17 protein-coding genes are annotated in these 19,766 nt (G+C 71.4%); 8 read left to right on the top strand and 9 right to left on the bottom strand.

Going from position 1 to position 19,766, the window contains the following annotated elements:
- Positions 1–5: 5 nt before the first annotated feature.
- A complete protein-coding gene (locus BN39_RS11110) occupies positions 6–1,154 on the top strand; it encodes a homoserine O-acetyltransferase (RefSeq protein WP_019202475.1) in 1,149 nt (382 codons plus the stop codon).
- Here the strand turns inward: BN39_RS11110 and BN39_RS11105 are convergent.
- From BN39_RS11105 to BN39_RS11095, 3 genes are all read right to left on the bottom strand, one after another.
- The gene (locus tag BN39_RS11105) at positions 1,151–2,620 is read right to left on the bottom strand and encodes a hypothetical protein (protein ID WP_019202474.1); all 1,470 of its coding nucleotides are present in this window, start codon (positions 2,618–2,620) and stop codon (positions 1,151–1,153) included. The genes BN39_RS11110 and BN39_RS11105 overlap by 4 nt on opposite strands.
- A gap of 113 nt (positions 2,621–2,733) precedes the next feature.
- Positions 2,734–3,048, bottom strand: a complete 315-nt coding sequence (locus tag BN39_RS11100; protein ID WP_019202473.1) for a DUF3017 domain-containing protein — start codon at positions 3,046–3,048, stop codon at positions 2,734–2,736.
- Positions 3,048–3,914 (bottom strand): bifunctional methylenetetrahydrofolate dehydrogenase/methenyltetrahydrofolate cyclohydrolase, encoded by an 867-nt coding sequence (locus BN39_RS11095; RefSeq protein WP_192814846.1) that lies wholly within the window; start codon positions 3,912–3,914, stop codon positions 3,048–3,050. Before BN39_RS11095 ends, BN39_RS11100 begins: the two co-directional genes overlap by 1 nt.
- A gap of 86 nt (positions 3,915–4,000) precedes the next feature.
- Here BN39_RS11095 and BN39_RS11090 point away from each other — a divergent pair, with 86 nt between their 5' ends.
- Positions 4,001–4,639 (top strand): HdeD family acid-resistance protein, encoded by a 639-nt coding sequence (locus tag BN39_RS11090; protein ID WP_019202471.1) that lies wholly within the window; start codon positions 4,001–4,003, stop codon positions 4,637–4,639.
- 49 nt (positions 4,640–4,688) lie between these two features.
- Positions 4,689–5,153 (top strand): tRNA (cytidine(34)-2'-O)-methyltransferase, encoded by a 465-nt coding sequence (locus tag BN39_RS11085; RefSeq protein WP_019202470.1) that lies wholly within the window; start codon positions 4,689–4,691, stop codon positions 5,151–5,153.
- Positions 5,154–5,161: 8 nt separating this feature from the next.
- Here BN39_RS11085 and BN39_RS11080 read toward each other — a convergent pair whose 3' ends face one another.
- Positions 5,162–6,955, bottom strand: coding sequence for an alpha/beta-hydrolase family protein (locus tag BN39_RS11080; RefSeq protein ID WP_019202469.1), 1,794 nt, complete (start codon positions 6,953–6,955; stop codon positions 5,162–5,164).
- Positions 6,956–7,205: 250 nt separating this feature from the next.
- Here BN39_RS11080 and BN39_RS11075 point away from each other — a divergent pair, with 250 nt between their 5' ends.
- Positions 7,206–10,592 carry a pyruvate carboxylase gene (locus tag BN39_RS11075; RefSeq protein WP_040766191.1) on the top strand — a complete coding sequence of 1,129 codons (3,387 nt, stop codon included), beginning with the start codon at positions 7,206–7,208 and terminating at the stop codon, positions 10,590–10,592.
- A 5-nt stretch (positions 10,593–10,597) separates the two neighbouring features.
- Here the strand turns inward: BN39_RS11075 and BN39_RS11070 are convergent, their stop codons facing one another.
- Positions 10,598–10,831 carry a DUF167 domain-containing protein gene (locus tag BN39_RS11070; protein WP_019202467.1) on the bottom strand — a complete coding sequence of 78 codons (234 nt, stop codon included), beginning with the start codon at positions 10,829–10,831 and terminating at the stop codon, positions 10,598–10,600.
- Between the two features lie 41 nt (positions 10,832–10,872).
- Here BN39_RS11070 and BN39_RS11065 point away from each other — a divergent pair, with 41 nt between their 5' ends.
- Positions 10,873–11,469, top strand: coding sequence for a CHAP domain-containing protein (locus BN39_RS11065; RefSeq protein WP_040766190.1), 597 nt, complete (start codon positions 10,873–10,875; stop codon positions 11,467–11,469).
- Positions 11,466–12,368, top strand: coding sequence for a patatin-like phospholipase family protein (locus tag BN39_RS11060; RefSeq protein WP_019202465.1), 903 nt, complete (start codon positions 11,466–11,468; stop codon positions 12,366–12,368). Before BN39_RS11065 ends, BN39_RS11060 begins: the two co-directional genes overlap by 4 nt.
- Here the strand turns inward: BN39_RS11060 and BN39_RS11055 are convergent.
- Entirely contained in the window at positions 12,348–12,935 is a 588-nt protein-coding gene (locus BN39_RS11055; RefSeq protein ID WP_019202464.1) for a TetR/AcrR family transcriptional regulator, read from the bottom strand. The genes BN39_RS11060 and BN39_RS11055 overlap by 21 nt on opposite strands.
- A gap of 58 nt (positions 12,936–12,993) precedes the next feature.
- Here BN39_RS11055 and BN39_RS11050 point away from each other — a divergent pair, with 58 nt between their 5' ends.
- Positions 12,994–13,431, top strand: a complete 438-nt coding sequence (locus BN39_RS11050; protein WP_019202463.1) for a PaaI family thioesterase — start codon at positions 12,994–12,996, stop codon at positions 13,429–13,431.
- The gene (locus tag BN39_RS11045) at positions 13,428–13,919 is read left to right on the top strand and encodes a pyridoxamine 5'-phosphate oxidase family protein (RefSeq protein ID WP_019202462.1); all 492 of its coding nucleotides are present in this window, start codon (positions 13,428–13,430) and stop codon (positions 13,917–13,919) included. Before BN39_RS11050 ends, BN39_RS11045 begins: the two co-directional genes overlap by 4 nt.
- A gap of 4 nt (positions 13,920–13,923) precedes the next feature.
- On the opposite strand, the gene BN39_RS11040 is transcribed toward BN39_RS11045, so the two are convergent.
- The 3 genes from BN39_RS11040 to BN39_RS11030 all read right to left on the bottom strand — a co-directional run bounded on the left by BN39_RS11040 (position 13,924) and on the right by BN39_RS11030 (position 19,761).
- The gene (locus BN39_RS11040) at positions 13,924–15,891 is read right to left on the bottom strand and encodes a DUF222 domain-containing protein (RefSeq protein WP_081585999.1); all 1,968 of its coding nucleotides are present in this window, start codon (positions 15,889–15,891) and stop codon (positions 13,924–13,926) included.
- Between the two features lie 153 nt (positions 15,892–16,044).
- Positions 16,045–16,377, bottom strand: a complete 333-nt coding sequence (locus BN39_RS11035; RefSeq protein WP_019202460.1) for a hypothetical protein — start codon at positions 16,375–16,377, stop codon at positions 16,045–16,047.
- 102 nt (positions 16,378–16,479) lie between these two features.
- Positions 16,480–19,761 (bottom strand): error-prone DNA polymerase, encoded by a 3,282-nt coding sequence (locus BN39_RS11030; RefSeq protein WP_040766188.1) that lies wholly within the window; start codon positions 19,759–19,761, stop codon positions 16,480–16,482.
- Positions 19,762–19,766: the final 5 nt, after the last annotated feature.

The following is a 19,766-nucleotide window of genomic DNA, read 5'->3' as shown; positions in this document are numbered from 1 at the left end:
GTTCGGTGACCATCAGCATCCGCACAGGCCGATCCGTCGACAGTCCCCCCGGGGACTGGGCCCAGGTGCCCGACGGCGCGATGCAGAGCCTGCCCCTCGGGCCGCTCGTGCTGGAGTCCGGCGCGGTGCTCGAGGACGTGACGATGACCTTCCAGCGCTGGGGCAGGCCGAACGCCGCCCGCGACAACGTCGTCCTCGCGCTGCACGCGCTCACCGGCGACTCGCACGTCACGGGCCCGGCGGACGCCGACCACCGCCAGGCGGGCTGGTGGGACGGGCTGGTCGGCCCCGGCGCGGCGGTGGACACCGACGAGTGGTGCGTCGTGTCCGCGAACGTCCTGGGCGGGTGCTCGGGTTCGACGGGGCCCGCGTCGCTCGCGCCGGACGGGCGCCCCTACGGGTCCCGCTTCCCGGTGATCACCGTGCGCGATCAGGTCGAGGCCGAGGCGGCCCTGCTGCGCGCCCTCGACGTGCACGACATCGCGTCCGTGATGGGCGGTTCGATGGGCGGCGCGCGGGCGCTCGAGTGGGCCGTGATGTACGGCGGGTTCGTGCGCTCGGCGCTCATCCTGGCGGTCGGCGCCCGCGCCACCGCCGATCAGATCGGCACGCAGACCACGCAGATCGCCGCGATCAAGGCCGATCCGCACTGGCAGGGCGGCGATTACCACGAATCCGGCGCGCTCCCCGAGGCCGGTCTGGGCGTCGCCCGGCGGATCGCGCACCTGACGTACCGCACCGAGATCGAGCTGGACAGCCGGTTCGCGAACGACCCGCAGGGCGACGAGGACCCGCGCGCCGGCGGCCGGTACGCGGTGACCTCCTACCTCGATCACCAGGCGGACAAGCTGGTGAACCGGTTCGACGCGGGCGCCTACGTGGTGCTCTCCGACGTCCTCAACCACCACGACGTGGGCCGCGGCCGCGGCGGGGTGGAGGCCGCGTTGCGCGCCTGCACCGTGCCCGCGGTGGTCGGCGGCATCGACTCGGACCGCCTGTACCCGCTGCGCCTGCAGGAGGAGATCGCCGAGCTGCTGCCGAACGCGGCGGAGCTCGTGGTGGTGCGCTCGCGCGACGGCCACGACGGCTTCCTCACCGAGCGGGACGCGATCTCCGCGCTCCTGGCGCAGACGCTGGACGTGGCGCGCCGCTAGGGCGCGGGCACCGTCACCGTCGGCTCGGGGTCCGCGGCCACCGGCTCGGGGGCCGGGGCGGGTGTCCCGTCGATCGTGGGCGTCGTGCTCTCCGTGACCTCGGCCGGGGCTTGATCCGCGACCGCGCCGCCCGGGGTGGCGACCACACCGGGTGCGACGCGCGGGGGCTGCTCGGGCCGCGCGGGGACGAGCGCCTCGCCGCCGGCGCCGGGGGGCCGCGGCGACGAGCTGGACGATCCCGCCCCCGGCGCGGGCGAGCCCGGGACGCGCTCACCGGACGGCCCGCTCGACGGCCCGCCGGACGGGGTCGGGATCGTCGGGAGCAGTTCGGTCGGCGGCAGCGTGGTCGACGGGGTCGGTGTGGTCGGCCTGGTCGACGGCACCGTCGTCGTGGGCTTCGGAACCGTGCTGGTGGGCGTCGGCGCGGGGGCGAAGGTCGTGATGACCGGCTGCTGATCGGTGCGCGGCGCGGTGGGCTGCGGGGCCGTGGGCTCGGGCGGCAGCGTGGTCTCCGGGGGCGGCAGCGTCGACGAGACGGGCAGGGGGCGCCCGGTGTCGCTGGGCGCGGAGTCCGACACCTGCACGTACGACGACGAGGCGGGGGTGCGCTCCGAGCTGTCGCCGGTGGGGCCGATGATCCCGGTGGCGTAGGAGGCGGCGAGGACGGCGGCGGTGAGGGCCGCGAGCACGAGGACCGGCAGCACGGCGGCGGTGAGCCGCACGCTGTGCCCGCCGAACGCGCCGAACCGCGCCGCGCGCCGGGGGAACGCCGCGGCTCCGGCCGCCCGGCGGTCCGCGGCGACCAGCGCCGCACCCGTGGCCGCGACGGCCTCGGGATCCTCGACGGTGACGGGTTCCATTCCGGCCGCGCGTGCGGCGTCGGACACCGCCTCGCGGATCGATTCGTGCTGGGCGCCCGCGCCGACCAGGGCGAGGGCTTCGGGCTTGCGGTCCGATTCGGCCGCGACGGTGCGGATGAACTCGGCCGCGGCGTGGGCGGTGTCCGGGCCCGGTTCGGGGCCGGTCACGGAGGCGGACCAGGTGTGCCGGTCGCCGCTGACGGCGCCGTCCGCGACGGTGTGCACGCGCAGACCGTCCGCGCCGAGGTCGGCGATGAGGGCCACGGGGTACCGGGCGATCACGCCCTGCTCGTCGAGGGCGCGCATCAGGGCGTCGGACTCGGGCACGATGCCCGCGGAGCGGATGTCGCCGCTGGTGCCGTAGCGCACGGAGAGCACGTCGCGGCGGGTGCGGGTGGCGACGCCGGCGGCCTCGACGGAGCGCTCGGAGTGCGTGGACAACAGGTCGAATCCCGAGGTCAGGAGCTCCCCGCGGCGCCCCAGGTGGTACGGGCCGGGGTCGATGGTGCGGGTCTGCTGGCCGACGATCCGGCCGTCCTCGATGTCGATCAGTACGCAGTGCACCGGGCCGCGGCCGACGGAAGCGCCGAACGCCGAGATAGCCATGGGCCCCTCCGTTCAGGTCGCGTACTGGGCCGTTACCTGAACACATCGTACCCGATGCTGAAACGTTACATACAAAGTGACGAAGAATCGATTAAGAATGTTGCGAAAGATCGCTACTTCGTGCCGAGCGGGCTGATCCCCCACGTGACGATGAGGATCGCCGCGGCCGCGATGGCCAGCGCGGATGCGTCGAACCACCGGCTCCGGACGCGGAGCAGGCCCAGCCGGCGCTCCGGAAGACACGCCCGCAACACGGCCGCCACGCCGGTGCCGACGCCGAACACGGCGAGGCCGCGGCGCCAGTACTCGAGGCCGATGAGGATCATCCCCGCGGCCAGGATCGACACCACCAGGACGAAGCCCGCGTTCGCGATGATCCCGCGGACGAGGCGCGCCCGGCGGTACTGGTCGACGGCGGGCTCCGTCACTACGCTCCGTCCGCGCGCGCCAGATCGCGCTCGGCGGCGTCGATCACGTTGCCCAGCAGGAAGGCTCGAGTCAAAGGCCCCACGCCGCCGGGGTTCGGCGACAGGTGGCCCGCCACCTCGGCGACGCCGGCCGCGACGTCGCCGCGCAGGCCGTCGTCGGTACGGCTGACTCCCACGTCGAGGACCGCCGCCCCGGGCTTGACCATGTCGGCGGTGATGAGCCCCGGCACCCCCGCCGCGGCGATCACGATGTCGGCCCGCCGGACCTCGCCGGCGAGGTCGCGGGTTCCCGTGTGGCACAAGGTGACCGTGGCGTTCTCGGTCCGCCTGGTCAGCAGCAGCCCGATCGGCCGGCCGACGGTGACGCCGCGGCCGATCACCACGACGTGCGCGCCGTCGAGCTCCACACCGTAGCGGCGCAGCAGGTACACGATGCCGTGCGGAGTGCACGGAAGCGGCCCGTCGGCGCCGAGCACGAGCCGCCCGAGGTTCGTCGGGTGCAGCCCGTCGGCGTCCTTCGCCGGGTCGATGCGCTCGAGGATCGCGTTCTCGTCGATGTGCTTCGGGAGCGGGAGCTGCACGATGTACCCGGTGCAGGCCGGGTCCGCGTTGAGCTCGTCGATGACGGTCTCGAGATCCGCCTGCGTGATGTCCTCGGGCAGATCCCGGCGGAGGGACTCGATGCCGACCTTCGCGCAGTCGGCGTGCTTGCCCTTGACGTAGGAGCGTGATCCCGGGTCGTCGCCGACCAGAACGGTGCCGAGCCCCGGGGTCACCCCCCGCTCGCGCAGCGCCTGCACACGGGTGCGGAACTGATCGAAGAGTTCGTCGCGGGTCGCCTTGCCGTCCAGTACCACTGCCGTCACGCAGGACATCCTAACGACCGGGTATCGGTCAGGTCATTTTTGCTCTCCGAGTCGCGGATGATGCCATGGCATACGACAATCAACCCATGACAACGAACAACCCCCTCCAGCAGGGAATTCAGCAGGGAATCCAGGACACCGTGAAGGGCACCTGGCAGTCGCTGCTGGCGCTGGGCATCTCGTCGATCCTCCTCGGCGTGGTCATCGCGGCCTGGCCGGGACCGTCGACCCTCGCCGCGGGCATCCTGTTCGGCATCTTCCTCATCGTCTCCGGCATATTCCAGGTGGTCGCGGGCCTGATCGGCGAGACCGATCATCGCGTGCTCTCCGTGATCAGCGGCGCCCTGTCGCTGGTGCTGGGCGCCTTCTGCTTCCGCGACGACATCGTGAACTCGATCGCGATCCTCGGCATCTGGATCGGCATCAGCTGGATCTTCGCCGGCGTCACGTCGATCACCACGGGCATCGCGGGCAAGCTGCTCCCGCACCGCACCTGGCTCGTGATCCTGGGCATCCTCACGCTGCTGGGCGGCTTCGTGCTGATCGCCAGCCCGTGGGACAGCATGTTCATCCTCATGCTGGTCACCGGCATCTGGGCGATCGCGATCGGCATCGTCGAGGTCATCGCGGCCCTCCAGGTACGCGGCAAGGCCAAGCAGGTGGGACAGCGGGTCTCGGACTTCGCGACCGGCACCCCCACCGCCGACCCCGGCGCCAACGGCTGATTCCCCCTCCTCCGACGGATGCGGAACACGGGTGACAGGATCGTCACCCGTGTTCCGCATTCTGTTCTTCGAGCCCCGGATCGCGCCAAACACGGGCAACGCGATCCGCATCGCCGCCGTCACCGGCTGCGAGCTCCATCTGGTGGAGCCGTTGGGATTCGACCTGTCCGAGCCGAAGCTCCGGCGGGCGGGCCTGGACTACCACGACCTCGCGCACGTCAGCGTGCACGCCGATCTCGATGCGGCGTGGCGAGCGCTGGAGCCGGCGCGCGTGTACGCGTACACGGCACACGCCACCCGGCACCACCATGAGGTGCGCTACTCCCCCGGCGACGTCCTGCTGTTCGGCCCCGAGCCCACGGGCCTGCCGCCCGAGGTGCTCACGGACCCGCACGTCACCGAGGCCCTGCGCATCCCGATGCTCGCCGGCCGCCGGTCGCTGAACCTCGCCAACTCCGCCGCGGTGGTCGCCTACGAGGCGTGGCGGCAGAACGGGTTCGACGGGGCCGTCTGACCCCGCGATCAGCCCGCGGGGGCCTCGTTGTACCCGGTCTGGCTGTTGAGCATCGGGCGCAGCCGCGCCGTCTTCTCCGCGGTCCAGCCCGGGGGCTCCAGGATGGCCGCCCAGGCGTCCGCCGCGGCCTTGACGTAACTGTGCCCGTGCCCGTCGGGCACGTTCACCGCCACCGCCATGTCCGCGGAGACCTGGAGGAACGTCACGATCGGGATCCACGAGACCGAGGACAGCACGTCCACGCCGCGCTTCTCGCGCAGCCAGTCCGGCTTGCTGAACGCGAGCTCGGGCTTCCACCGCCCGATGGGGTCGGACGCGTGCTGCAGGTACACCACCCTCGGGCCGTTCCACGGCGCTGCCGGGGTGGCGAGATCCTCTGCGCGCGCGGCGAACCGGATGTTCGCGCCCTGCTGGTAGACCGGCAGCCACTCGGGCGTTCCGGCGTCGCGCTGGCGGGTCATCTGCACCCACATCTCGTTGTTGAACGTCGGGCCGGAGAACAGCGCACCGTCGGTCCTGGCGAGGATGTTATTGGGAGACAGGAACGGGGCCTCCCCGCCGAACGAGCCGAGGCTCTCGCCGAACACCACGAGCTTGGGCCGCGCGCCCTCGGGGAGCGCCTTGACCTTCCTGTCGACGGCCTCGAACAGCGCCTGCCCGGCCTCGAGTGCGTTCTGCTTGTCCACCAGGAACGAGAGCCAACTGGGCAGGAACGAGTACTGCATGCTCACGATGGCCGTGTCGCCGTTGTACATGTATTCGAGCGCGCCCGCCTCCGCCTCGTTGACCCAGCCGGTTCCGGTGGTCGCGGCCACGGCGATCACCTTGCGCTGCAGGCCTCCGGTGCGCACCAGCTCCTGCGCCGCCTTCTCGGCGATCACCGTGTAACGGTTCGGGTCGTCCGAATCCGCAGAGCCCAGGCCCGCGTACGCGCGGATCGGCTCGACGGCCGGCGCGCCGTTGAAGGCGGAGAGGTGTTCGACGGTCTGCGCGTTGGAGACGAAGACGCGGCCCTGCTTCCCCAGTGAGGACCACTCCACCTGCGAGCCCGGCCCGCCCGAGCGGTGCTCGCTGGTGGGTGCGGGGCGATCGTTGCCGCCCTCCCGGTTGACCTTCGAGAAGGCGGTGTTCATCGCATCCATCGCGCCACGCACGATGACGCCGTTGACGACGCCCACGCCGACCACGATCACGAGCCCGACGGCGACCACGGCCGCGACGCGCGACGGGCACACACTGGTGAGCCGGCCGGACAGCCACCGCACGAGCGTGCGGACGCCCTTCCCGAGCTCCACGAAGAGGTAGAGGATCACGATCGACAGCACGCCGATCTCCAGGTAGTCGACGAACCGCAGGTACTCCACGCTCATCATGTCGCGGAGCCTGGTCTGCCATGCGTCGAAGAACAGGATCATGCCCACAGTGCCCACCGCGCCGACGCCGATGAGCGCCCACCACGCCCTCTGCGGCGCGGCGGGGCTGCTGTCCTGCGAGCGCATGAAACGCACGAGCCAGACCGCGAACACGCCGATCATGTAGCCGATGGCGCCGGATCCGCCCGAGACCAGGCTCTGGAACAGCGGGCCACGGGGCAACAGCGACGGAGTGAGCGAGAGCCACAGAAACACCAGGCCCACGGCGGTGCCGGTGAAGGTGTAGCGATGCTTCCACCACCGGCCGAACCGATCGGACAGCGCGCTGCTCGCGACAACCGCTTTCGCACTCCCCCCGGCGGCCGGCCGAGCCGAGCCGCCGGCGGACGATTCCGCCTCGTCGACAGTGGTTTCGACCTCGTCGTTCATCCGACCTCCCCTGGGAAACGTGCGCCGAGAAGTTAATCATGCCTCCTCCCCGTCGAATGCGCCTGCAAAGCAGGAACGCCCGCCGGCCCGCACCCCGGGGATACCACCTGATGGGATCCGCGCCGTCCGTTCGGCCGATGGTCAGCACCGTGCGGCGGGGGTGAATATCATCGAGCGGCCGACGGCGGACACGAATCCGGCCGCCCGGCGTGTTCGTCGCAGTCTCACGAAGACCGGTGGTAACTCACACATGTTCAATAAAGTCCTGGTAGCGAACCGTGGCGAGATCGCGATCCGCGGTTTCCGAGCGGCAGTCGAGAGCGGCGCGAGAACCGTTGCCGTGTACCCGTACGAGGATCGGAACTCCCCGCATCGGCAGAAGGCCGACGAGGCGTATCAGATCGGTGCCGAGGGCCATCCGGTCCGCGCGTACCTCAGCGTGGACGAGATCATCCGCATCGCGGAACTGTCCGGCGCGGATGCGGTGTACCCGGGCTACGGGTTCCTCTCGGAGAACCCGGAATTGGCGTCCGCGTGCGCGGAGCGCGGGGTGACGTTCGTCGGCCCGCCCACCGAGGTGCTGGAGCTGACGGGCAACAAGGCGCGGGCGATCGCGGCGGCGCGGGAGGCGGGCCTTCCGGTGCTCACGTCGACGGTGCCGTCGTCGGACGTGGACGAGTTGCTGGCGGCGGCCGAGGGGATGAACTTCCCGGTGTTCGTCAAGGCCGTGGCCGGCGGCGGCGGCCGCGGCATGCGGCGGGTGAACGCGATCGAGGACCTGCGGGACGCGATCGACGCGGCTGCGCGCGAGGCGGAATCGGCGTTCGGCGATCCGACGGTGTTCCTCGAGGAGGCGGTGATCGACCCGCGGCACATCGAGGTGCAGATCCTCGCGGACACCGCGGGCAATGTGATCCACCTGTTCGAGCGGGACTGCTCGCTGCAGCGCCGGCACCAGAAGGTGATCGAGATGGCGCCGGCCCCGAACATCTCGGAGGAGCTGCGCGAGAAACTGTGCTCCGACGCCGTGCGGTTCGCGCAGCAGATCGGCTACTCGTGCGCGGGCACCGTGGAGTTCCTGGTGGACCCGGCCGGCCGGCACGTGTTCATCGAGATGAACCCGCGGATCCAGGTGGAGCACACGGTGACCGAGGAGGTCACCGACGTGGACCTGGTGGCCGCACAGCTCAAGATCGCCTCGGGGTCGACGTTGCCCGAACTCGGCCTGACGCAGGACGCGATCCGCCTCAACGGCGCGGCCCTGCAGTGCCGGATCACCACCGAGGACCCGACGGACGGGTTCCGCCCGGACACCGGCCGGGTGTCGGCGTATCGCACGCCGGGCGGCGCAGGAATCCGCCTCGACGGCGGCACGTCCGTGGGCGCGGAGATCAGCCCGCACTTCGATTCGATGCTGGTCAAGCTGACCACCCGCGGCCGGGATCGGGAGACCGCGATCGTCCGGGCGCGGCGGGCGTTGGCGGAGTTCCGGATTCGTGGCGTGGCGACGAACATCCCGTACCTGCAGGCGGTGCTCGCGGATCCGGCGTTCGTCGCCGGCGAGGTGACCACGTCGTTCATCGAGCAGCGGCCCGAGCTGCTCACGGCGCGCGGCTCCTCGGACACGGCGTCGAAGATCCTGCGGTACCTGGCGGACGTCACCGTCAACAAGCCGCACGGCGAGCGGCCGACCAAGATCTACGCGAACGACAAGCTGCCGGAGGTGGACCTGTCGGCGGCGCCGCCGGAGGGCTCGAAGCAGCGGCTGGACCGCCTCGGCCCCGCCGGTTTCGCCGCGGACCTGCGCGCGCAGACCGCGCTGGCGGTCACCGACACCACCTTCCGCGACGCGCATCAGTCGCTGCTCGCGACGCGGGTGCGGACGTCGGCGCTGACCACGATCGCCCCGTACGAGGCGCGGCTGACGCCGCAGCTGCTGTCGGTGGAGGCGTGGGGCGGCGCCACCTACGATGTGGCACTGCGGTTCCTGCACGAGGACCCGTGGGAGCGGCTGGCCGCGCTACGGGAGGGCCTGCCGAACATCTGCCTGCAGATGCTGCTGCGCGGCCGCAACACCGTCGGCTACACCCCGTACCCGCAGCAGGTCACGGACTCCTTCGTCGCCGAGGCCGCCGCGACCGGCGTGGACGTGTTCCGGATCTTCGACGCGCTCAACGACGTCGAGCAGATGCGGCCGGCGATCGAGGCCGTCCTCGCCACGAACACCGCCGTCGCCGAGGGCGCGCTGTCCTACACCGGCGATCTGGCGAACCCCGCCGAGGACCTCTACACCCTCGACTACTACCTCGGGGTGGCGGAGAAGATCGTCGAGGCCGGCGCACACGTCCTGGCGATCAAGGACATGGCCGGGCTGCTCCGCCCCGCCGCCGCGACGAAGCTGGTGACCGCGCTCCGCAAGGAGTTCGATCTCCCCGTGCACGTGCACACCCACGACACGCCCGGCGGGCAGCTGGCGACCTACCTCGCCGCATGGACCGCGGGCGCGGACGCCGTGGACGGTGCGGCCGCGCCGCTGTCGGGCACCACGAGCCAGCCGTCGCTGTCGTCGATCGTCGCGGCGGCGGCGAACACCGAGCGGGACACCGGCATCGACCTCGACGCGGTGTGCGCGCTCGAACCGTACTGGGAGGCGGTCCGCGGGGCGTACGCACCGTTCGAGTCCGGCCTCAAGGCCCCGACGGGACGCGTGTACCACCACGAGATCCCGGGCGGGCAGCTGTCGAACCTGCGGCAGCAGGCCGGCGCACTGGGCCTGGCGGAACGGTTCGAGGACATCGAGAACGCGTACGCCGCAGCCGATCGGATGCTCGGCCGGCTGGTCAAGGTCACCCCGTCGTCGAAGGTCGTCGGCGACCTCGCCCTCGCCCTCGTCGGCACCGGCGTGGATCCCGACGAGTTCGCCGCCGACCCCGGCCGCTACGACATCCCCGATTCGGTGATCGGCTTCCTCCGCGGCGAACTCGGCACCCCGCCCGCCGGCTGGCCCGAGCCGCTGCGCAGCCGCGCACTCGACGGCCGCGCCGACGCACCGCCGATCAGCGACGTCCCCGCCGAGGAGGCCGACGAACTCGCCGGCACCTCGCAGCAGCGGCGGGCCGCCCTGAGTCGCCTGCTGTTCCCCGGGCCGATGCGCGAATTCACCGACCACCTCGCCGAATTCGGCGACGTCTCCAAGCTCTCGACGAACCAGTTCCTCTACGGACTGCGCCAAGGCGAGGAGCACCGCGTGCAACTCGCCACCGGCGTCGAGCTGCTGATCAAGCTCGAGGGCGTCGGCGAACCCGACGAGCACGGCAACCGCACCCTGGTCTGCACCCTCAACGGGCAGCTGCGTACCGTCGCCGTCCGGGACCGCGCCGTCCAGGCCGAGGTGCCCGCCGCCGAACGCGCCGACAAGACCGACCCGGGCCACGTCGCCGCCCCGTTCGCCGGCGTCGTCACCCCCACGGTGCACACCGGATCCACCGTCGAGGTCGGCGACCAGATCGCCACCATCGAGGCCATGAAGATGGAGGCCGCCATCACCGCCCCCGTCGCCGGCACCGTCACCCGCATCGCCCTCGCCGGGCCCACCCAGGTCGACGGCGGCGACCTGGTGGCCGTGATCGGGGGCTGAGAGGCTCAGTCGTCCACGGAGAACCGCTTGATCCGGCTGGTCTGCCCCGAGACCAGCCGGACGCGGGACTTCGGGACGCCGAGGTGCGCGGCGAGCAGTTCCACCGCGGCCTTGTTCGCCCGGCCCTCGGTGGCGGGCTCCCGGACGAACAGGGTGAGCGCACCGTCGTCCGATGTCTCGACGGCCGGGCCCTTCCGGCTCCCCGGCTTGATCGTGCAGGTCACGGTGCGCGCGCTCATCGGTCCATGATCGCAGCCGCCGGGTTGAGTACGGTGTATCCATGGGATTGAGGAGAGTCGGACTCGTGGCGGCGGCGACGCTGGCCACCCTCGTCGTGCTCGCGGGTGGGGTGATCTGGTGGTCCACCACGCACGAGACGCCGCTGTCCCGGCACCTGCCCACCGAGCTGAAGCCCCGGGTCTTCCCCGTGGTGGACACGGCGGCGCTGCCCTCCGAGCGCGCCCGGATCATCGAGAGCCTGCGCCGCGAGTTCGCCGAGAACCGGCCCGGCACCTACTACTCGGAGGGGGTCGAGGAGCCCTGGTGCGCGGACTTCGTGTCCACCGTGCTCCGCGATTCCGGCCTGCCGCTGCACAACCCGAACTCCGGGACGTGGCGCATCCCTGGCGTGTCCACACTGACCGAGTACTTCCAGCGCGAGGGCCGGCTGCGCCCCGCGGACTACACGCCCGTCCCCGGCGACGTGGTGCTCTACGCGCCGGAACACCGGATGCGCCAGCACACCAACTTCGTGGTCGGCGTCGACGACGGCGTCGTGACCACGGTGGGCGGCAACCAGCCGGGCGGCGTCTCCGCGCTCACCTTCGAGCACGCGGACACGAAGGGCATCGTCGGCTACGGGGTCCCGGTCCGGTGACGCTGCTCGACTCGCTGCGCGACCGGATCGCCGCGGGGAGCCGCCCCGGGGCGCGCACGGACGGCCTGCGGATCGCGCTGTCCATCGAGGGCGGGGGCTCTCGGTCGGCGTATTCGGCGGGGATGGCGATGGCGGTCGACGAGCTCGGCCTGCTGCCGGCGTTCGACGCGGTGTACGGCACGTCGGGCGGGGGCCTGAACGCGGCGTGGCTGGTGTCCGGCGAAGGGCAGCGGTGGCTGCCGTCGTGGGGCTGGGACGACGTCCTGGCGGAACAGGTGGTGAATCCGCGACGCGCGCTGCGCGGCGGCCTGGTCGTGGACACCCGTCACCTGGTGGAACGCGTCTACTCCGCGGTGACGCCGATGAACTTCGACGCGATCCTCGCGAGTCCGATCGGATTGCACCCGTTGGCCGTCGATGCGCACACCCGCCGTGCCGCGGACCTCGCGCCGTTCATCCGCGACCACGATTCGCTGCGGGCCGCGCTGCGCGCCACCACCGCGCTGCCGATCCTGGCGGGCCGGCCGGTGCGACTCGGCGGGCGGGAGTGGTTCGACGGCGGGCTCGCCGAGAAGGTGCCGCTGGCAACGCCGCTCGCCCAGGGCGCGACGCACCTGCTGATGCTGCGCACCGTCGAGAACACGCCGCCGCAGCGTTCGTCGCGGGCGGAGCGGTTCATCCTGGACGCCTACTTCGCCGCGCGCCGGGCGGCTCCCGCGCCGGCCGTCCCGGAGGATTCGGCCGTCGTGGGCGCGGAGGCGCTGCAGGTCTGGGTCCCGGACGGGAGCCCGGCCGTCGGACGACTCTCGTCCGACGGTGCGCTCATCTCCCGCGCCGTCGAGATCGGCAGGCGCGCAGCGCTGTCCGTACTGGCGCCGTCACCGCCCGTCGTGCAGTAGCCGGCCGGCCAGGCGCTCCGCCAGGTCGACGGCACCGTCGGGCGGCCTCTCCCCCGCCAGCAGGTGCCGCCGGACGACGGCGAGCGGAAGCTCGTACATCGCGAACGCGACGTCGGCGCGCGGGAGACCGCAGTCGGCCGCGACGCGCGCGACGATGGCCGCGATCGACTGCTCGCGCTGCGCGTCGAGCTCCTTCCACTCCGCCGACGCTGCAGCGGACCAGGATTCCGCGCCGAAGGCCTGCGGCCCGGCCTGGAGAACCAGCGCCTCGCCGAGGTCCTCGCGGCACCGTTCGACGATCCACCGCACGCTGCGGATCGCGTCCGCGGCGGTCTCCGCCGCAGCGAACGCTTCCGAGTAGGCGTCGTGGAACCGGCGGACCGTGCGCAGCCACACGGCCGCGAGGAGGGCGGGGCGGTCGGGGAAGGCGTGGTACACCGATCCGCTCGGCGACCCCGATTCGCGCGCGACCGCGGCCATCGTGAGCCCCCGGGCACCGTCGCGCGCGAACAGGCGGACGGCCGCGTCGAGCAGCCCGTCCGGATCGTGCAGTCTCGGCCTTCCCATGGGTGCCGATCCTATGCTAGACCTGTTTTAGAGAGTTCTATCTAAAACAGGAGGTGTCATGTCCGACCTGCAGGAGGATCCGCTCGCGCTCGCTGCGGCGGTGCTCGCGGCGCAGCCCTTCAACGCCGTCGTGGGGGCGCGGGTGACCGCGTTCGGGGACGGCGCCGCGGAACTGGTGTTGGACATCGAGGAGCGGCACCGCCAGCAGTTCGGCGTCGTCCATGGCGGGGTTCTCGCGTATCTCGCCGACAACGTCCTGACCTTCGCCGCGGGCTCCGCGCTGGGGCCCGACGTACTCACGGGCGGGGTGTCGGTGGACTACCTGCGCGCCGCGCGCTCCGGGAGGCTCCGCGCAGCGGCCTCGGTGGCGCATCACAGCCGGAGCCACGCCGTGGTCACCGGGGAGATCTGGCACGAGCCCGCGGACGGGGAGCCACGTCTCTGCGCCCTCGCGCGGGGCACGGTGTTCAGCACTGCCGCACGGAGCGCCTCGTGACCGGGCGCGAGGACGCGGACTGGGAACTGGCCCGGTCGGTGGTGCGGCGGGCCGTGCGTTCGTCGTTCCACTGCGCCGTGGGATCGCGTAACCCCGACGGGTCGCCGCACGTCACTCCGATCGGATCGCTCCTGCTGGAGAAGGATTCGCGTACGGGTATCTACTTCGACGTGTTCAACGCGAGGCTCGCACGCAACGTGGCCGCGGACCCGCGGGTCACCATCCTGGCGGTCGACACCGGCACTCCGCTCTTCCTCCGCGCGCTGCTGCGCGGGCGGTTCGACCGCCCGCCGGGGGTGCAGCTGACAGGCACTGTCGGCGCACCCAGGCCGGCCGAACCGGAGGACGTCCGCCGATTCCGTGCCGTCGTCGGCCCCCTGTACCGCCTCCCGGGCGGGCGCGCGATGTGGTCCGACCTATCCCGAGTCCGTGACGTCCGCTTCGACTCCGTCCGCCGCATCCGGCTCGGTGCTATGACGGCGTTCTGAACGGTCAGAACGGCGGCGGTTCGGGGTCGGTGTTCGGGACGAACTCGACGCCCTGCTCCTCGGCCTGCTTACGTTGCCGTTCCAGCTCTTTCCGGAGTCGTTCCTCGGCGCGCTTCGCGGCCTTCTCGAGGCGGATGCGGCGATTCTTGGTCCGTTCGTCGCGGCGGGTCTGGGCGCGGAGTTCGGCATGGGTGTCGAGGGTCTCCGGCTGAGGCGGCTCTTCTGACTCGATTCGGGCAGGGGTGTCCCAGATCAGCTTCCCGAGTCCCGGGAGGATCTCCTGCGCGGCGCCGGGTGGGGTGAGCCAGATGCCTCCGGCGGGATGGTGCCATTCGACGGTGCCGTCGTCGAGCAGGTCGGACAGCCATCCGGTTTCGGTTTTGATGCGGTGGTGGAATCCGCAGAGTGGTACGAGGTTTCCGGGGCCGTGTTTCCCGGCGACCGTTGTCCGGCCGCCGCGGGCTGGATTGCGGTGGTCGTATTCGGCGACGTGGTCGGCTTGGGAGCGGGTGGAGGGCACGCTGCAGCCGGGGAAGACGCAGGTCGGGTAGGTCAGCCGCATGATCAATAGTTGATACTGCGTCGGTGTGTAACCCGAGGCCCCCGCGATGTGGATCTCCCCGGTGACCGGGTCTCGTTTGCCGAGGGCCCGGATGGTGGTGTCGCACTCGGCGATCAGATCGTTCGCCTGCTCCGCGGTCACCGGCCCGGAGATCCCGAGTTCGTCGCACACCACATACGCCCCACCCGACGAGTCCGGCGGAGATGACACAGGCTGCGCCCCCGAGTCGCCGGACATGATGCCCCCAGTCGTTCCGGATACGTCGTCCGCGACGTTCGTGAGGTCCGCATCGTCCGAACGATCTGCATTGTCTTCGTCGTTCGTGACGTCCGCACCGTCGGCGTCGTTCGTGACGTCCGCACCGTCCGCGTCGTCTGCCTCATCCGCAGTGCCTTCGGCGGCGGGTGGTTCGTCGAACAGAGTGATCACGTCATCGACCGCGGACTCGGCGGTGGAGGCTTCGGACGTCGTGGTGGCGGGCTGGGGCTCGGCTGCGGCGGGTTCCGTTGTGCGGAGGTCGGATTCGTTGAGGACGATCAACGCCAGCGCCCTCATCTCCGGCGCGATCGCCGCCACGCGGGGTCGGCGTTCCTTGAACCGGCAGGCATCGTCGGAACACTGGCAGCCGAGGGTCTCGTAGCCCTCGATCAGGGCGGCGTGGGCGCCGACCTGTCGTTCGCCGAGCGTGCGGGGGTCTTTGCGGCAGGTGGTCTTGAGCATCTCTGCCAGCAGGGCGGCGAACCGGATCCCGTCGGCCTTCGGGATGATCGCTTCGACGTCGACGGTCCCGTCCGCCCGCGCATGCATGTCGATCCCGAACCGCGGCTTCTTCTCCGGCACTTGCGGCACGGCATCGATGTCGATCCGCACCAGAATCTGCTTCGCCGCCTCCTCCACCGCCGAGGCGGTGACGGCGGTGTCCGGATCGGACAGCATTCCCGATAACCACGCGGCCATCCGGACGTCGAACTCATGCAACACGCGATCGTCGATGATCGCCGACGCGTACCGCAGCACGGCGTACAGCTGCTGGTTCGTCACGATGCCGGTGGCGCAGACCGCGAACACGCGCGGCAACCGCTCCCGCAGATCCAGACCACGATGCACCGCCGCCGAGGCGCCGCTCCTCCCGACCTGCAACACCGCCCCCACCTCGGCGACCAACTCATCCCAATCCCCGACGAACCGACGATCGGACTCGACCCGGCACCGCCGGGCATCATCACGAACCGCGAACAACTGCGAGAGCACCGCGTTCTTCCTCGCCTCCAACCGGTTCGCCTCCACGAGCACCGAACGCAGATCGGCCAACAATGCTCCCACGTCCAGACCGGCGACATCCCCGAACTCGGGAGGCAGCAGTCGGCGGACCACCCTCCCGTGTTCGAATCCATCGTCTGCAGTGCTCATACATTCGATACTACTCCGTCCGCACAGGTATTGCTACCCCAAACACAAGCGGAATTCCTCTCCCCCACAGAACGATCCGTCCCCCACGAAACGTCCACGAAGACACCTCGCGGGCGCGCAGATCGTGCGCGCCCGCGAGGGAGTCCGGCGAGTCTAGTCGGCGCCGCGGATCACCATGGAGGCCAGCTTGTCGCCCTCGACCACGAAGGTGAACTCGCTGAGGCCGTTCGCGTGGTTGCTCCGCCAGTCCCCGATCACCACGACCGTGGCGCCGTCCTGGGTGACCTTGGTCGGCGTGAGAACGCCCTTGGCACCGATGAACTCGACATCGCTCCACTTCTTGATCGCGGCGCGATCGGGGAACACGCGCCCCCAGTCGTCGACGTAGCCGCTCGCGGTGAAGGCGTCCAGGAAGCCCTGCTCGTCACCCGCGTTCACGCGGGCGATGAATTCGGCGACGGGCTCGGGAACGGTGACATCCGACATGCTTCGCACTCCTATCGTCTGGGTTCATCCCCACCGTACCCACGTCCGCTTGCAACTGCGTCACGACTTCCGGAGGAATCCACAGGCGTTCCTTGTGGGTGCCTACTGCCAGTCCCGCGACGTCGACGGCACCGACAGGTCCATCCGCTGCAGCCGATCCGCCACGACGGTCACCGCGCCCTCCGCGTTCTGCAACCTGCCCCGCACCAGCAGCGCGGGCGCGGACTGCGCCAGCCGCCGGTACCGCGCCCACAACCCCTGGCTGCACACGACGTTCACCATCCCCGTCTCGTCCTCGAGGTTGAGGAACGTGACCCCGCCCGCAGTCGCCGGCCGCTGCCGGTGCGTGACCGCCCCGCCCACCAGGACCCGCGCACCGTCGGGCAGCGAGAGCAGCCTGTCGGCCACGACGACCCCGAGCCGGTCGAGCGTGGGCCGCAGGAACTCCGTGGGGTACCGCCCGACGGTGACCGACGTGGCCCATACGTCCGCGGCCGCGAGCTCGGTCTCGCTCATCCCCGGCAGCGCGGGCGGCGTTCCCGCGGTCGCGGTGCCGGGCAGCCTGTCCGGCCGCTCCCGCGCCGCGGCGCCCGCCTCCCAGAGCGCCTGCCGCCGGTCCCGGCCGAAGCAGTCGAGCGCCCCCGACGTGGCGAGCGCCTCGGACTGCGCGACGGTCAGCTCCACCCGCGAGGTGAGGTCCACGAGCCCGGCGTACGGGCCGTGCGCGTCCCGCTCCGCGACGATCCGCTCCGCCAGGTCGTCACCGATGGTGCGGATCGCGGCGAGCCCCAGTCGCACCTCCTCCCCGGCGTTCTCGAGGTTCGGCCACGGCAGGCTCGCGTTCAGGTCCGGCCCGCGCACCACCACGCCGTGCCGCCGCGCGTCGGCCACCAGGGACTGCGGCGAGTAGAAGCCCATCGGCTGGGCCCGCAGCAGCGCGGCGCAGAACGCCGCCGGGTGGTAGTGCTTGAACCACGAGGAGTAGAACACCAACGAGGCGAACGACTGCGAATGGCTCTCGGGGAAACCGAAGTTCGCGAACGCCGCGAGCTTCTCGAAGATCCGGTCCGCGAGCTCGCCCTCGATCCCGTGCAGCCGCCGGGCGCCCTCGTAGAACCGCTCCCGCAGTTGTTCCATCTTCTCGGTGGAGCGCTTCGACCCCATGGCCCGGCGCAGCTGGTCGGCCTCGGCCGGGGTGAAATCGGCGACGTCGACCGCGAGCTGCATGAGCTGCTCCTGGAACAGCGGCACCCCCAGGGTGCGGTCCAGCGCCTTCCACATCGACGGGTGCTCGACCGTGGGCTCCTCCTGCCCGTTGCGCCGACGGATGTAGGGGTGCACCGAGCCGCCCTGGATGGGGCCGGGCCGGATCAACGCCACCTCCACCACCAGGTCGTAGAAGTTCCGCGGTTTGAGCCGGGGCAGGGTGGCCATCTGCGCGCGCGACTCCACCTGGAAGACTCCCACCGAATCCGCGCGGCACAGCATCTCGTAGACGTTCGGGTCCGCGAGGTCGAGCTGCGCGAAGTCCACGTCGATGCCCTTGTGCTCCGCCAGCAGGTCCTTGGCGTAGTGCAGCGCGCTGAGCATGCCGAGCCCCAGCAGGTCGAACTTCACCAGCCCCGCGGCGGCGCAGTCGTCCTTGTCCCACTGCAGCACGCTGCGGTCCTCCATGCGCGCCCACTCGGTGGGGCACACGTCCGCGATCGGGCGGTCGCAGATCACCATGCCGCCGGAGTGGATTCCCAAGTGCCGCGGTAGGTTCGCGATCTGCGAGGAGAGTTCCAGCACGCGCTCGGGGATCCCGTCCGGCACCGGGTCCTGCCGCCAGCCGTAGCTGGAGACCTGCTTGCTCCACGCATCCCGCTGCCCCTGCGAATAGCCGAGCGCCCGTGCGGTGTCGCGCACCGCGGACCGTCCGCGGTAGGTGATCACGTTCGCCACCTGCGCCGCGTACTCGCGGCCGTACTTGCGGTAGACGAACTGGATCGCCTCCTCGCGGCGGTCGGACTCGATGTCCACGTCGATGTCCGGCGGGCCGTCCCGCTCCGGCGCGAGGAACCGCTCGAACAGCAGCGCGTTGCGGATCGGGTCCACCGCGGTGATGCCGAGCGCGAAGCACACGGCGGAGTTGGCGGCGCTGCCGCGCCCCTGGCACAGGATGTCGTTGTTCCGGCAGAAGCTCACGATGTCGTGCACGATGAGGAAGTAGCCGGGAAAGGTGAGCGTCTCGATCACGTTCAGCTCGTGCTCGATCTGCCGGTAGGCCTTGGGGTTCCGCTCCGGCGGACCGTACCGTTCCAGCGCCCCGCGGCGGGTCAGCTCGCGCAGCCACGTGGCCTCGGTGTGCCCCGCCGGAACGTCGAAGGGCGGCAGGTTCGGGGCGATCAGGCGCAGGCTGAAGGCGCACTCGGCGGCGAGCTCGACGGCACCGTCGATCGCCCCGGGATGATCCGGCAGCAGCCGCGCCATCTCGTCACCCGAGCGCAGGTGCGCCCCGCCGGCGGCGGGCAACCACCCGTCGAGCTCGTCGAGGCTGCGGCGCGCGCGGATCGCGGCGAGCGCGGCGGCGAGGCGGCGCTGGTCCGGGCGGGCGAAGTGCGCCCCCGTGGTGGCGACGGTGCCCACCCCCATCCGCGCGGCCGCCCCCGCCAGCAGGTGGTTGCGCTCGTCGTCCTCAGGAACGCCGTGCACCGTGAGCTCCATGCTCACCCGGTCCGCACCGAACCGGTCGACGAGCCCGGCGAGCGCGGCGGCCGCGCCGTCGGCCCCCGCGGCGTCGAGCCCGCGGCGGACGGCGCCCTTGCGGCACCCGGTGAGGATGTGCCAGTGCCCGCCTGCCCACTCCGCCAACCGATCCGGATGGAACCGCAGCAGCCCCTTCTCCCCCGCCTCCATGTGCGCCTCGGCCATGGCGCGCGAGAGCCTGCGGTACCCCTCCCGCCCGCGGGCGAGCACCAGCAGATGTTCCCCGGACGGGTCCGGTGCGCCGGTGCGCTCCGCGTCGTGCTCCAGGGAGAGCTCCGCCCCGAACACCGTGGGCACGCCCAGCTCCAGGGCGGCCTCGGCGAACCTGACGACGCCGTAGAAGCCGTTGTGGTCCGTGACCGCCAGCGCCTTCAGGCCCAGCGCGTGGGCCTGCTCCACCATCTCCTCCGGCTGCGCCGCACCGTCGAGGAAGCTGAACGAGGTGTGCGCGTGCAACTCGGCGTAGGGCACCGAGGAGACTCCCGGGGCGGCTCCGGGCGGGACGTACGGGCCGCGCTTGCGCGACCACGCGGGCGAATCGCCGCCGTCCCCCGGCGGCTCCTCCCGCCGGACCGGCGCGCGTCCGGAGAGCACCCGCTCCATCTCGGACCAGCTCGGCCCGTTACTCCAACCCACGCCTC

It is taken from the genome of Tsukamurella sp. 1534 (genome assembly GCF_000312385.1).
Classification (GTDB): domain Bacteria; phylum Actinomycetota; class Actinomycetes; order Mycobacteriales; family Mycobacteriaceae; genus Tsukamurella.
Note: the sequence above shows the minus strand (reverse complement) of the source record. Positions and strands in the feature narration are given on the sequence as shown.

What these genes read in the sequence shown, in the direction of transcription:
- BN39_RS11035 (WP_019202460.1), bottom strand. Translation starts at nt 16,377, where the DNA reads ATGTCGGATGTCACCGTTCCCGAGCCCGTCGCCGAATTCATCGCCCGC.
- BN39_RS11090 (WP_019202471.1), top strand. Translation starts at nt 4,001, where the DNA reads ATGACAACGAACAACCCCCTCCAGCAGGGAATTCAGCAGGGAATCCAG.
- BN39_RS11105 (WP_019202474.1), bottom strand. Translation starts at nt 2,620, where the DNA reads ATGGCTATCTCGGCGTTCGGCGCTTCCGTCGGCCGCGGCCCGGTGCAC.
- BN39_RS11065 (WP_040766190.1), top strand. Translation starts at nt 10,873, where the DNA reads ATGGGATTGAGGAGAGTCGGACTCGTGGCGGCGGCGACGCTGGCCACC.
- BN39_RS11050 (WP_019202463.1), top strand. Translation starts at nt 12,994, where the DNA reads ATGTCCGACCTGCAGGAGGATCCGCTCGCGCTCGCTGCGGCGGTGCTC.
- BN39_RS11070 (WP_019202467.1), bottom strand. Translation starts at nt 10,831, where the DNA reads ATGAGCGCGCGCACCGTGACCTGCACGATCAAGCCGGGGAGCCGGAAG.
- BN39_RS11075 (WP_040766191.1), top strand. Translation starts at nt 7,206, where the DNA reads ATGTTCAATAAAGTCCTGGTAGCGAACCGTGGCGAGATCGCGATCCGC.
- BN39_RS11080 (WP_019202469.1), bottom strand. Translation starts at nt 6,955, where the DNA reads ATGAACGACGAGGTCGAAACCACTGTCGACGAGGCGGAATCGTCCGCC.
- BN39_RS11055 (WP_019202464.1), bottom strand. Translation starts at nt 12,935, where the DNA reads ATGGGAAGGCCGAGACTGCACGATCCGGACGGGCTGCTCGACGCGGCC.
- BN39_RS11040 (WP_081585999.1), bottom strand. Translation starts at nt 15,891, where the DNA reads ATGAGCACTGCAGACGATGGATTCGAACACGGGAGGGTGGTCCGCCGA.